The following is a 12,449-nucleotide window of genomic DNA, read 5'->3' on the forward strand; positions in this document are numbered from 1 at the left end:
CCCCCCCCCCCCCCCCCCCCCCCCCCCCCCCCCCCCCACCCCCCCCCCCCCCCCCACCCCCCCCCCCCCCCCCCCCCCCCCCCCCCCCCCGCAGCGGGTCGACGCGCTTCTTCGCCGAGCGGGTGCCCTTGTCCGACAGCTTCTCCTTGCCGATGCGGAGCACCTCCAGCATCTTGTCGGCGTCGATGTCGTACGCCATCGTCACGTGGTGCAGCACGGCCCCCGGCCCGCCGTCCGGCCCGACCACCCGCTTCTGTGCCGCTCCCGCGATCTTGCCGACCTCGGTGGCGATGTCGTTGAGCGGCTGGTACCAGGCCTTGATGCCCATGTCCGCCAGGGCTTCGAGGACCCAGTCGTCCAGATAGGCGTAGCTGTCGGCGAAGGAGAGCCCGGAGACCAGCGCCTGCGGGACGGCCAGCGAGTACGTGATGGTCGAGCTGGGCTCCGCGAACATCGCGCCCCCGCCGGAGATCCGGCGTACGACGTTCACCCCGTGCCGCTCCACGCCCGCCGGGTCCACCTCGTTGCGCAGCGACTGGAAGCTGCCGATGATCACGGCGGGGGAGTCCCACTCCCAGACCCGCAGCGTCGGCGGACGCACCCCTGCCGCCACCTCGGCGGTGATCACCTCGTCCAGCGCCATGTGCAGCGCGGGCGACTGCGGCGCGTCGTGGATCAGCTGCCAGTCGTAGTCGCTCCACTCCGTGGCCTGCGCCAGCGCCCGGCGTACGGCGGTGGCGACGCCCTCCGCGCTGAGTCCGAGCATCACCGTGGAGTCGGGCAGCGCCGCCTCGATCCGGGCCGCGAGCCCGGCGGTGTCGGTGTTGGCCGGGGCACCCTCCAGCGCCGCGTCGATCGCGAGGATCGCCTCGTCCGGTTCGAGGAAGAAGTCCCCGGAGACGCGGACGTCCCGCAGGGCCCCGCCCGCCACCTCCAGGTCCACCACGACCAGCTTGCCGCCGGGAACCTTGTACTCACCGTGCACCGTGCCGCCTCCGACTCCGTCTGTTCCGTCCGGTCGTGTCCGGCCCGATGGATGAACCGGACACGACCGGATACAACGCGCATCGCGGCGTGGATCATCCCGTGCGTCCGAGGCCGTCTTCGCCGTGGCCTCGGACGCGCACTCCGCCATGCCCACCGCCGGGTCCACGCCGACGGGCCGGCCCTGGACGGCCCGCGCCCGGCCACCCGATCGGGCTCGGCTGCCGGGCCCGCGAACGCCGGGACCGCGCCCGGCGGGCTCGGCCCCCGGCCGGGGCCGGGCGGCCGCCGACCCCGACCGGCGTGCGCGGGTGCCGTACCCGGTGGAGGCCGACGGCCCGAGGGCCGACCTCAGCGGTGCGTGAACTCCGCCGGCCGCTTCTCGGTGAACGCCTTCATGCCCTCCTTCTGGTCGGCGGTCGCGAACACCGCGTGGAACAGGCGCCGTTCGAAGCGGACGCCCTCCGCGAGCGTGGTCTCGAAGGCGCGGTCCACCGCCTCCTTCGCCATCATCGCGACCGGCGCCGACATCCCGGCGACCGTCTCCGCGACCGCCAGCGCCTCCGTCAGCAGCTCCGCGTCCGGGGCGATCCGGGAGACCAGCCCGGCCCGTTCCGCTTCCTGGACGTCCATGTTCCGGCCGGTGAGACAGAGGTCCATCGCCTTGGCCTTGCCGACCGCCCGGGTCAGCCGCTGGGAGCCGCCGATGCCGGGGATCACCCCGAGCCGGATCTCCGGCTGCCCGAAGACGGCCGACTCCGAGGCGATCACCAGATCGCAGAGCATCGCCAACTCGCAGCCCCCGCCCAGGGCGTAGCCCCGTACGGCGGCGATCGTCGGGGTCCGGAGACGGCCGAGCCGGTCCCAGGCGGTGAACCAGTCGCTGAGGTACATGTCCATGTAGCTCTGCGGCTGCATCTCCTTGATGTCCGCCCCCGCCGCGAACGCCTTCTCGCCGCTGCCGGTGATGACGATGCAGCCGACGCCCGGGTCCCGGTCCAGCGCCTCGGCCGCCTCCACCGTCTCCCGCATGACCTCCAGGCTCAGCGCGTTGAGCGCCTTGGGGCGGTTCAGGGTGAGCAGGGCCGTACGGCCCCGGCGCTCGACCAGGATCGTTCCGTACGGGCCCGGGGTGGAGGGGGTGTCGTCGTGCTCGCTCATGCGGTGGTGCCTTCCTGCGTCTGGGTGGTCTGCGACGAAGCGGTGCGGATGGCGCGGACGATCCCGGAGAAGTCCTGGTCCGCCCCGTCCCCTTCCGCGAACCGGGCGTACAACTCGGCGGCCTTGAGCCCTAGTCCGGCGTCGATGCCGCCCGCGCGCAGGGCGTTGGCGGCCAGCGCGAGATCCTTCGCCATCAGGGGAGCGGCGAAGCCGGGCCGGTAGTCGCGGTTGGCCGGACTGGTCGGCACCGGGCCGGGTACCGGGCAGTTGACGGTGAGGGCCCAGCACTGGCCGGAGGCCGCAGACGCCACGTCGTACAGCGCCTGGTCGGAGAGGCCGAGGCTCTCGGCGAGGACGAACGCCTCGCTCACGGCGATCATCGAGACGCCGAGGATCATGTTGTTGCAGATCTTCGCCGCCTGCCCGGCACCGGCCCCGCCGCAGTGCACGGCCTTCCTGCCCATCACGGACAGCAGCGGCTCGGCCTGGGCGAATGCGGCCTCGTCGCCCCCGGCCATGAAGGTGAGGGTGCCCGCCTCCGCGCCCACCACCCCTCCGGAGACCGGGGCGTCCAGCGAGCGGTGACCGGTCGCCGCCGCTGCCGCGTGGGCGGCGCGGGAGTCGGCCACGTCGATGGTGGAGCAGTCGACCAACAGCGTGCCGGGGCGGGCTGCTTCGAGCAGCCCCTGCTCCCCGTAGAGGGAGAGGACATGGCGGCCGGCGGGCAGCATGGTGATCACCACATCGGCCACCGCGGCCGCATCCGCTGCGGACTTCGCCCGCTCCACCCCGCTCTCCCCGGCGGCGGCCAGACAGCTCTCCACCAGGTCGTGGCCGAGCACCCGGTATCCGGCCCGGACGAGGTTGGCGGCCATCGGGCCGCCCATGTGGCCGAGGCCGATGAACGCGACGGTCGTGGTGGTGGTCACCAGGGCACCTCCTGCGGTGAGTCGGCTGCGGCGAGGAGCGGTTCCCCGTCGCCGGTCGGTGCGAAGTACCGGGCCACGTCCGCCTCCGTGACCTCCACGAGCGTCCCCGGGGTCCAGCGGGGGGTGCGGTCCTTGTCGATGACCTGGGCGCGGATGCCCTCCGCCAGATCGGCGGAGGAGAGCGCCGCGCACGAGACGCGGTACTCCTGCTCCAGCACCCGCTCCAGCGGCCCGAGTCCACGGGCGCGGCGCAGCGCGGCGAGGGTGACCTTGAGCGCGACGGGCGAACGGCCCAGGATCGTCTTCGCCGCCTCACCGGCCGCCGGGGCGTCGAAGGCCAGCAGCCGCTCCACGATCTCCTCGACCGTGTCGGCGGCGTAACAGCGGTCGATCCAGGCCCGGTCGGCCTCCAGCGTCCCGGGGGGTGCCTCCCGGACGTGTCGGCCCAGCACCTCGGGGACCTCCCCCGTCCGCAGCGCGGCGAGGAACGCGGGCAGCTCGTCCGCCGGTACGAAGTGGTCGGCCAGTCCGCACAGCAGTGCGTCCCGGGCCCCCACCACCGCCCCGGTCAGGGCGAGATGGGTGCCCAGCTCCCCGGGGGCCAGCGCCAGCAGATACGTGCCGCCGACATCCGGCACGAAGCCGATCCCGGTCTCCGGCATGGCGACCTTCGACCGCTCGGTGACGATCCGGACGCTGCCGTGCGCCGAGACACCGACCCCGCCGCCCATGACGATGCCGTCCATGATGGCCACGTACGGCTTCGGATAGCGGGCGATCCGGGCGTTCAGCCGGTACTCGTCGCGCCAGAACGCGGCCGACGCCTTGCCGCCCGCGCGGGCGTCCTCGTAGATGGACCGGATGTCGCCGCCCGCGCACAGGCCGCGCTCCCCGGCCCCGGTGATGACGACCGTGGCCACCTCCGGGTCGTGCTCCCACCGGTCCAGGGCCGCCGCGATCGTCCCGACCATCGCGTGGGTCAGGGCGTTGAGCGCCTTGGGCCGGTTCAGGGTCACCACCCCCGTACGCCCCTCGGTACGGACGATGACGGGCTCCTCGGTCATCGCAGGGCTCCCGTCAGACTCCGGGCCACAATGACGCGCATGATCTCGTTGGTCCCTTCCAGGATCTGGTGGACCCGCAGGTCCCGGACGATCTTCTCGATGCCGTACTCGGAGAGATAGCCGTAGCCGCCGTGGAGTTGGAGTGCCCGGTCCGCGACCGCGTACCCGGTGTCGGTGGCGAACCGCTTGGCCATCGCACACAACTCCGGTGCACCGGCCGCCTTCCGGTCCAGCGCCTCGGCGGCCTGCCGCACCAGCGCCCGGGCGGCGGCCAGTTCGGTCGCCATGTCGGCCAGCCGGAACTGCAGCGCCTGCGCCTCCAGCAGCCGGGCCCCGAACGCCTCGCGGTCCGCGAGATGCGCCAGGGACCGGTCCAGCGCGCTCTGCCCTCCGCCCAGGGAGCAGGCGGCGATGCCCAGTCGGCCGCCGTTGAGGCCGTTCATCGCGATCCGGAAGCCCTCGCCCTCCGAACCCAGCATCCGGTCGGCGGGGATGCGCACGCCGTCGAGCAGGACCTGCCGGGTGGGCTGCGCGTTCCATCCCATCTTCTTCTCGTTGGCCCCGAACGAGAGACCCGCGTCGTCCCGTTCGACGAGGAACGCCGATATCCCGCCGGGACCGCTGTCGCCCGTGCGGGCCAGCACGATGTAGAGGTGGGTGGCGCCCGCCCCGGAGATGAACTGCTTCGTGCCCGTCAGGACGTAGTGGTCGCCGTCGCGCTCCGCACGGGTGCGCAGCGCCGCCGCGTCGGAGCCCGCGCCCGGCTCGGTCAGGCAGTAACTGCCCAGCTGCTCCATGGTGCACAGCTCCGGCAGATACCGGGCGCGCTGCGCGTCGGTGCCGTACTGGTCGACCATCCAGGCGACCATGTTGTGGATCGAGAGGTACCCGGCGACGGACGGGCAGCCGGTGGCCAGGGCCTCGAAGACGAGGACCCCGTCGGAGCGGGACAGCCCGGAGCCGCCCACCTCCTCCCGTACGTACACACCTCCGAGACCGAGGTCCGCCGCCTTCCGCAGGACGTCGACGGGGAAGTGCTTGTCCTGGTCCCAGGCCACCGCGTGCGGGGCCAGGTGCTCCTGGGCGAAGTCGAGCGTCGTCTCGACGACCGCGAGCTGGTCGTCGCTGAGCAGGGTGGTCACAGCGCTCATCCCATGGTCGGAATCGTGAAGCTCGCGCCGTCCCGGATGCCCGAGGCGGGCCAGCGCGAAGTGACGGTCTTGGTACGGGTGTAGAAGCGGATGGCGTCCGGGCCGTGCTGGTTCAGGTCACCGAAGCCGGACCGCTTCCAGCCGCCGAAGGTGTGGTACGCCACCGGCACCGGGATCGGCACGTTCACGCCGACCATGCCGGTGTCGACCCGGCGGGTGAAGTCGCGGGCGATGTCGCCGTCGCGGGTGAAGAGGGAGACGCCGTTGCCGTACGCGTGTTCCGAGGGCAGCCGCAGCGCCTCCTCGTAGTCCGCCGCACGGACCACGGAGAGCACGGGCCCGAAGATCTCCTCCTGGTAGATCCGCATGTCCGGGGTGACCCGGTCGAAGAGCGAGGCGCCCGCGAAGAATCCCTCCTCGTGGCCTTCGAGGGTGAAGTCCCGGCCGTCCACGACCAGTTCCGCACCCTCCTCGACACCGAGGCCGACATAGCCGCGCACCCGGTCGACCGCGTCGCGGCCCACCAGCGGCCCGAAGTCGGCGTCCGGGTCGTCCGATCGGCCGATCCGCAGCTCACCGATCCGCTCGGTGAGCCTGGCGACCAGCGCGTCGGCGGTGGCCTCACCGACCGGCACGGCAACCGAGATCGCCATGCACCGCTCGCCCGCCGAGCCGTACCCGGCCCCGATCAGGGCGTCCACCGCCTGGTCCAGATCGGCGTCCGGCATCACGATCATGTGGTTCTTGGCTCCACCGAAGCACTGCGCCCGCTTGCCGTGGGCCGCGGCCGTCGCGTAGATGTGCGCGGCGATCGGTGTCGAGCCGACGAAGCCGAGGGCCTTGACGCGCGGGTCCTCCAGCAGGGTGTCCACGGCCTCCTTGCCGCCGTTGACGACGTTGAGGACCCCCGGCGGAAGCCCGGCCTCCAGGAAGAGTTCGGCCAGCCGCAGCGGCACCGACGGGTCACGCTCCGACGGCTTGAGGATGAAGGCGTTACCGCAGGCCAGAGCCGGTGCGGCCTTCCAGAGCGGGATCATCGCCGGGAAGTTGAACGGGGTGATGCCCGCGACCACACCGAGCGGCCGGCGCAGCGAGTGCACATCGATTCCCGCGCCCGCGTTGTCGGTGAACTCGCCCTTCAGCAGATGCGGGACACCGGCCGCGAACTCCACCACGTCGAGACCGCGCGCGATGTCGCCGTGCGCGTCCGCCACGGTCTTGCCGTGCTCGGACGAGAGCAGCCGGGCCAGGGAGTCCTTCTCCTTCTCCACCAGCCGGAGGAAGCGCAGCAGCACCCGGGCGCGGCGCTGCGGGTTCCACTCGCCCCACTCCCGCTGCGCCTGGGAGGCATCGGCGACGGCCGCCTCGGTCTCGGACCGGTCGGCCAGCGGCACCCGGGCCTGGACCTGACCGGTGTTGGGGTCGTAGACATCGCCGTACGTGCCGGAGGCGCCGGGCGTGTGCTTGCCGCCGATGAAATGGGTGAGTTCGCGGACCATGGAAACCTGCTCTCGTCGGTGAGATCGTCAGGAGAGATCCGGGGATGGCGCACGGCTGCCACCGGCCCACGCACCGGTCGGGTGCACGGGGGCGCGGAAGGACTGCCGCCAGGGGGGACGCGAAGGGCGGGGGCCGTCAGGGGGCGGGGAGAACCGCTCGCCGGGACGGGCCTGCGGGGCCGTGGGTGCGGACCGGTGCCATGCGTGTCTGCTCCATCCTCGTGGAAACACGGAACGACCCCGTGGCCGGTATCCTGACTCCCGGATCGACGCGCGCCCTCCTGCCTTCCCGACGGCTGGTTCGCCGTCAGTGGCGTGTCCTGCGAGGACGGACTCCCCGGTCACAGTGGCGGGACCGCGCCGGAATCGCACCGGCTTCCCTGACACCACGGGCCTTCGAGGCGCCCGGCACCATGCCGGTCGCCCTTCTGCCCACGAACATATAGTTGGACGTCCTAGTAAGTCCACCCCCCGTCGCCCCGACCTGCGCGCGCCCTCGCTCCGGCTCGACGCCCGCCTCGCCCCTGGCGCGTCCGCCCGGCCTGGTGGTCCCTCTCGCCCCCTGCCCGGGCCGGGCAGGCCGGCCCTGGCATGATCGGCCGACATGAGCGACGCACCCCCACGCCACATCCTCGTCATCGGCATGGGCGCCGGTGACCCCGACCACCTCACCCTCGCCGCGATCAAGGCGATGCGCCGGGCACAGGTCTTCTTCGTGCTCGGCAAGGGCCGCGAGAAGGAGTCCCTCATCCGGCTGCGACGGGACATCCTGGCCGAACACCTCACCCATCCCTACCGGGTCGTCGAGGCCGAGGACCCCTGGCGGGACCGCACCCAGGACGACCGGGGGCGCTACACCTCGGCGGTCCACGACTGGCGCCAGCGCCGCGCCGACATCTGCGAACGCCTGATCATCGAGGAGCTGGCACCGGGGGAGTGCGGGGCCTTCCTGGTCTGGGGCGACCCGTCCCTGTACGACAGCACCCTGGCGATCCTGGAGGACATCCGGGACCGGGGAACGGTGGAATTCGGCCATGAGGTGATTCCCGGCATCAGCAGCGTCTCCGCCCTCGCCGCCCGCCACCGCACGTCCCTGAACCAGGTCGGCCGCCCGATCCACATCACCCCCGGCAGGCGGCTCGCGGAGGGGTTCCCGGACGACGACGGCGACATCGTGGTGATGCTCGACGGCCACGAGAGCTTCACCCGTCTGACGGGCCGGGGGCTCTGGATCTACTGGGGCGCCTACCTCGGCACCCCGGACGAACTCCTGGTCTCCGGCCCGCTCGACGAGGTCGCGGAGCGGATCAGCCGTGTGCGCGCCGAGGCCCGCGAGCGGCACGGCTGGATCATGGACACGTACCTGCTGCGCCAGGGCCCGGGGGCGCCGGGCGGCGTGGGAGGCTGAGGCGGCGGGCGGTCCGTGCGGTGCTCGCGCCGGAGGTGGTGCGGGCGCGCGCAGCGGTTGCGCCTCAGGCGGGGCGGGCGCTCACGGCGGTCCGGAGCCTCAGGTGGCGCGGGCGCTCACGGCGGTCCGGAGCCTCCGGTGGTGCGGGCGCTCACGGCGGTCCGGAGCCTGAGGCTGTGCGTGCTGACGCCCCAGGCGGTTGGGACGGCCCTGGTGCTGCTGCCTCCGGGCGGCCCGGACGCCTCGGGAGGCGCGGGCGCCGCCCACACCTGAGGCGGCGTCGGCCGCTGAGGGCCCCGGCCCGTGAGCGGGGGCCCGGACAAGGGAGGGAGGGCCGGGCGAGGCGCGGGCTCAGGTGCCGCACCTCCTCGTCGGGCCCGGCCGGGGTCAGCCCCGGGACTCGTGCGCCCGGATCAGGCCGAGCCCATGGCCGAGGCTCGGGCACTCGGCGCTCAGGTCGTTGCCCCGCACCAGATAGTTGTCCACGCGCCCGTCGGTGGCGCGCTCCACGGCCCGGTACTGCGTGCCGTTCACCGTGATCGTCCAGCCGTCGCCGTCCTGGGCCCAGCCGACTGTCTTCTTCATGCAGCGCTCCCCTTCTCTCCTCGCCGCCGCGGGTCGGCGGCCGTGTATTGGCAAGAAGAACGGCCTGTGGCGCTCTGTGGTTCCGGCTCGCCTACGCCATTCGGTTACATCTGTGTCACCGTGCCCCCACCAGCTGACCGGAAGTCAGCGAACGGGCGAAGAGGAGCCGAACCTCCTACTTCGGGCGGCTCGGGGAGGCCCTGCCCGTCCTGGCCAAGTCCCCGGTCGAGGGGATCGCGCTGGACTTCACCGAGTCGGGCGCCGCCAACCTGGACGACCTCGCGGCGGCGAGTGGACTGCCCGGCAAGCGGCTGGTCGCCGGCGTCGTCAACGGCCGCAACATCTGGATCAACGACTACGAGAAGTCGCTCGCCACCCTCGGCACGCTCCTCGGCCTCGCGGACCAGGTCGACGTTTCCGCCTCCTCCTCCCTCCTGCACGTCCCGCTGGACGCGACGGCCGAGCAGGACATCGACCCGCAGGTGCTTCGCTGGCCGGCCTTCGCCCGGCAGAAGACCGCCGAAATCGTCGCCCTGGCCAAGGGGCTGTCCCAGGGCACCGAGGCCATCGCCGCCGAACTCGCCGCCAACCGGGCCGACCTGGACTCACGCGCCGACGCCCCCATCACCCGCGACCCGGCCGTGCGGGCCCGTACGGCGGCCGTCACCGACGCCGACGGCCGCCGCTCGCAGCCGTACGCCGAGCGCTCCGCCGCCCAGCGCGCCCACCTCAAGCTGCCGCTGCTGCCGACCACCACCATCGGCTCGTTCCCGCAAACAGCCGAACTGCGCACCGCACGAGCCGATCTGAGGGCCGGACGGATCGACGAAGCCGGGTACGAGGAGCGCGTCAAGAACGAGATCCGCGAGGTCCTCTCCTTCCAGGAGAAGGCCGGGATCGACGTCCTGGTCCACGGTGAGCCCGAACGCAACGACATGGTGCAGTACTTCGCGGAGCAGCTCACCGGCTACCTCGCCACCCAGCACGGCTGGGTCCAGTCGTACGGCACCCGCTACGTCCGCCCGCCGGTCCTCGTCGGGGACATCTCGCGCCCCGGGCCGATGACCGTGCGGTGGACGGCGTACGCGCAGTCGCTCACCGAGCGCCCGGTCAAGGGCATGCTCACCGGGCCGGTCACCATGCTCGCCTGGTCCTTCGTCCGCGACGACCAGCCGCTCGGCGAGACCGCCCGCCAGGTCGCCCTCGCCCTGCGCGACGAGGTCAACGACCTTGAGGCTAACGGCACTTCGGTGATCCAGGTCGACGAGCCCGCACTGCGCGAGACGCTTCCGCTCCGGGCCGCCGAGCACACCGCGTACCTGGAGTGGGCGACGGAGTCCTTCCGCCTTGCCACCTCCGGGGTGCGACCGGACACCCAGATCCACACCCACATGTGCTACGCGGAGTTCGGCGACATCGTCCAGGCCATCGACGACCTCGACGCCGACGTCATCAGCCTGGAAGCCGCCCGCTCCCACATGCAGGTCGCCCGCGAACTGGCGGCCCACGGCTACCCGCGCGAGGCCGGGCCCGGCGTCTACGACATCCACTCGCCGCGCATCCCGAGCATCGAGGAGGCGGCGGGCCTCCTGCGCAAGGGGCTTGAGGCCATCCCGGCCGAGCGGCTGTGGGTGAACCCCGACTGCGGCCTGAAGACCCGCGGATGGCCCGAGACCCGGGCCTCCCTGGAGAACCTGGTAGCCGCCGCGCGGGAGATCCGCGCGGAGCTGCCCACCGACGCGGCGTGATCCGACCCGGTGCGGGATCGGCCACCGCCGCTCCCGCGCCGGGGGCGTCCCTCGTGAGGCCCGTGCCCCCGACTTCGGTCGGGGCACGCTCGTTCGGAAGTCCGGCCGACCGGGCAGGGTGGCCGGAGTGCGGCTCCCCCGGTCGCGGACTTAGGTTAGCCTAACCAGCGAATCCCGGTTGTGGATCTTGTACTTCGATCGAAGGGCTTCGCCATGGAGCGTGCTCAGGGCCTACCACCCGCCGAACTCCCCCTGGAGCGTGCGGTGTGAGCGCCGAAACGGGAGACCTCCTCGCGGGCGGCGCCGAGGGGCCCTGCCGAGGAGAGGCTGTCGCCATGACGTTGCCGGCCCGCACGAATCCCGTTGGAGGAACCGCATGACGCCCGCACCGCGAACACCGCCCCTCGACCTGCTGGGGGTGGGCGCAGGCCCCTTCAACCTCTCGCTCGCCGCCCTCGCCGACGGCGTACCCGGCCTGCGCACCGCCTTCCACGAACAGAGCGCCGCCTTCCAGTGGCACCCCGGACTGCTCATCGAGGGAGCGACCCTCCAAGTCCCCTTCCTGGCCGATCTGGTGAGCCTGGTCGAGCCGACGAGCCCTTGGTGCTACCTGAATTACCTCAAGACCCGGCGCAGACTCTTCCCGTTCTACTTCGCCGAGCGCTTCCACATCCACCGCTCGGAGTTCGACGGCTATCTGCGCTGGGTGAGCACCGAACTGCCCTCCACCCACTTCGGCCACCGCGTCGACGCCATCGCCTGGGACGCGAGGGAGGGCGCGTTCGCCGTCGACTTCACCCGGCTCGGCCCGGACGGTGAGACATCGGGGGGCGGGCTCACCCACGCCCGTCACCTCGCCCTCGGCGTCGGTACCGCGCCCCACGTCCCCGAGCCGCTGAGGGCGCTGGCCGCCGACCCCGTGCCCCTCGTCCTGCACTCCGCCGACTACCTCGTCCAGCGGGACCGGTTGCTCGCCGCCCGCCACATCACCGTCGTCGGCTCGGGGCAGTCGGGCGCCGAAGTCCTGCTGGACCTCCTGCGGTTGCGGCCCGAGGGTGCGGAGGGGCTCACCTGGCTCGCCCGCACCCCGGCCTTCGCCCCCATGGAGTACAGCAAGATCGGGCTCGAGCAGTTCACCCCGGACTACACCCGCTACTTCCACGGCCTCCCGCAGGCCACCCGGGACCGGCTGCTGCCCAGCCAGTGGCAGCTCTACAAAGGCGTCAGCGGGGACACGCTCGGGGACATCCACGACGAGCTGTACCGCCGCAGTCTCGGCGGCGACTGGCCCGAGGTCACCCTCACCCCCGGAATCGAGGTCACCGGAGCCTTGGTCACGGACGACGGCCGCATACAACTCGCCGTCGAACACGCACAGCAGGAGGCCCGGGGCAGCCTCACCACGGACGCGGTGGTCCTCGCCACCGGGTACCGGGAACGCCAGCTCGACACCCTGCTCGCCGCCCTGGACCCGTACATCGTCCGCGACAACGCCGGGCGTCCGCAGGTCGACGACGCCCAACGGCTCGTCCTCGCAGCGGAGATCGAGGGATCGGTCTTCGTGCAGAACGCCGAACGGCACACGCACGGGGTGGGCACCCCCGACCTGGGCCTGGCCGCCTGGCGCTCCGCCGTCATCATCAACACGCTGACGGGCAAGGAGACCTACCCGCTTCCGGACCGAACCGCCTTCACCACGTTCGGACTCGGCGCGGCCGGTGACCGTGGCGGGGCACCGGGCCGTCCGGCGAAGGAGCGCAGCTGATACGGCTCCGGGCCGCACGGCGGGACTCTCACCGTGCGGCCCGGAGGGGGAGCGGGAGGAAGGGGGTCAGCCCTTGCGGTTGTTGATCTCTTCGGTGAGCTGGGGCACGACGGTGAAGAGGTCGCCGACGACGCCGTAGTCGACGAGGTCGAAGA

The 12,449-nt window shown here is 72.5% G+C and carries 9 protein-coding genes, 1 pseudogene and 1 riboswitch; of the genes and pseudogenes, 3 read left to right on the forward strand and 7 right to left on the reverse strand.

Going from position 1 to position 12,449, the window contains the following annotated elements; genetic code table 11:
• The 6 genes from AC0682_RS29845 to AC0682_RS29870 form a co-directional block, all read right to left on the reverse strand.
• Positions 1–985, reverse strand: a 985-nt coding sequence (locus tag AC0682_RS29845) for a lipoate--protein ligase family protein (RefSeq protein WP_478536284.1), incomplete at its 3' end; no start/stop codon positions are given.
• A 350-nt stretch (positions 986–1,335) separates the two neighbouring features.
• The gene (locus AC0682_RS29850; protein ID WP_478536286.1) at positions 1,336–2,145 is read right to left on the reverse strand and encodes an enoyl-CoA hydratase; all 810 of its coding nucleotides are present in this window, start codon (positions 2,143–2,145) and stop codon (positions 1,336–1,338) included.
• The gene (gene mmsB, locus AC0682_RS29855; protein WP_302885863.1) at positions 2,142–3,074 is read right to left on the reverse strand and encodes a 3-hydroxyisobutyrate dehydrogenase; all 933 of its coding nucleotides are present in this window, start codon (positions 3,072–3,074) and stop codon (positions 2,142–2,144) included. The genes AC0682_RS29850 and mmsB overlap by 4 nt, the downstream gene beginning before the upstream one ends.
• Positions 3,071–4,138, reverse strand: coding sequence for an enoyl-CoA hydratase/isomerase family protein (locus AC0682_RS29860; protein WP_478536287.1), 1,068 nt, complete (start codon positions 4,136–4,138; stop codon positions 3,071–3,073). Before AC0682_RS29860 ends, mmsB begins: the two co-directional genes overlap by 4 nt.
• The gene (locus AC0682_RS29865) at positions 4,135–5,289 is read right to left on the reverse strand and encodes an acyl-CoA dehydrogenase family protein (RefSeq protein ID WP_478536289.1); all 1,155 of its coding nucleotides are present in this window, start codon (positions 5,287–5,289) and stop codon (positions 4,135–4,137) included. Before AC0682_RS29865 ends, AC0682_RS29860 begins: the two co-directional genes overlap by 4 nt.
• The gene (locus AC0682_RS29870; protein WP_478536290.1) at positions 5,286–6,788 is read right to left on the reverse strand and encodes a CoA-acylating methylmalonate-semialdehyde dehydrogenase; all 1,503 of its coding nucleotides are present in this window, start codon (positions 6,786–6,788) and stop codon (positions 5,286–5,288) included. The genes AC0682_RS29865 and AC0682_RS29870 overlap by 4 nt, the downstream gene beginning before the upstream one ends.
• A gap of 227 nt (positions 6,789–7,015) precedes the next feature.
• Positions 7,016–7,194, reverse strand: a riboswitch (cobalamin riboswitch).
• Positions 7,195–7,392: 198 nt separating this feature from the next.
• On the opposite strand from AC0682_RS29870, the gene cobF reads away from it, so the two are divergent.
• Positions 7,393–8,196, forward strand: a complete 804-nt coding sequence (gene cobF, locus AC0682_RS29875; RefSeq protein WP_254811380.1) for a precorrin-6A synthase (deacetylating) — start codon at positions 7,393–7,395, stop codon at positions 8,194–8,196.
• A gap of 387 nt (positions 8,197–8,583) precedes the next feature.
• Here cobF and AC0682_RS29880 read toward each other — a convergent pair whose 3' ends face one another.
• The gene (locus AC0682_RS29880; protein WP_254811379.1) at positions 8,584–8,781 is read right to left on the reverse strand and encodes a hypothetical protein; all 198 of its coding nucleotides are present in this window, start codon (positions 8,779–8,781) and stop codon (positions 8,584–8,586) included.
• A 140-nt stretch (positions 8,782–8,921) separates the two neighbouring features.
• On the opposite strand from AC0682_RS29880, the pseudogene metE reads away from it, so the two are divergent.
• Positions 8,922–10,529: pseudogene (metE, locus tag AC0682_RS29885) on the forward strand (5-methyltetrahydropteroyltriglutamate--homocysteine S-methyltransferase); the annotation flags it as partial.
• A gap of 376 nt (positions 10,530–10,905) precedes the next feature.
• A complete protein-coding gene (locus AC0682_RS29890; RefSeq protein ID WP_478536292.1) occupies positions 10,906–12,294 on the forward strand; it encodes a lysine N(6)-hydroxylase/L-ornithine N(5)-oxygenase family protein in 1,389 nt (462 codons plus the stop codon).
• The last annotated feature ends 155 nt before the right edge of the window (positions 12,295–12,449 follow it).

The sequence above is a fragment of the Streptomyces sp. NPDC043746 genome (genome assembly GCF_056436485.1).

What these genes read in the sequence shown, in the direction of transcription:
- AC0682_RS29850 (WP_478536286.1), bottom strand. Translation starts at nt 2,145, where the DNA reads ATGAGCGAGCACGACGACACCCCCTCCACCCCGGGCCCGTACGGAACG.
- AC0682_RS29860 (WP_478536287.1), bottom strand. Translation starts at nt 4,138, where the DNA reads ATGACCGAGGAGCCCGTCATCGTCCGTACCGAGGGGCGTACGGGGGTG.
- AC0682_RS29865 (WP_478536289.1), bottom strand. Translation starts at nt 5,289, where the DNA reads ATGAGCGCTGTGACCACCCTGCTCAGCGACGACCAGCTCGCGGTCGTC.
- AC0682_RS29870 (WP_478536290.1), bottom strand. Translation starts at nt 6,788, where the DNA reads ATGGTCCGCGAACTCACCCATTTCATCGGCGGCAAGCACACGCCCGGC.
- cobF (WP_254811380.1), top strand. Translation starts at nt 7,393, where the DNA reads ATGAGCGACGCACCCCCACGCCACATCCTCGTCATCGGCATGGGCGCC.
- AC0682_RS29880 (WP_254811379.1), bottom strand. Translation starts at nt 8,781, where the DNA reads ATGAAGAAGACAGTCGGCTGGGCCCAGGACGGCGACGGCTGGACGATC.
- AC0682_RS29890 (WP_478536292.1), top strand. Translation starts at nt 10,906, where the DNA reads ATGACGCCCGCACCGCGAACACCGCCCCTCGACCTGCTGGGGGTGGGC.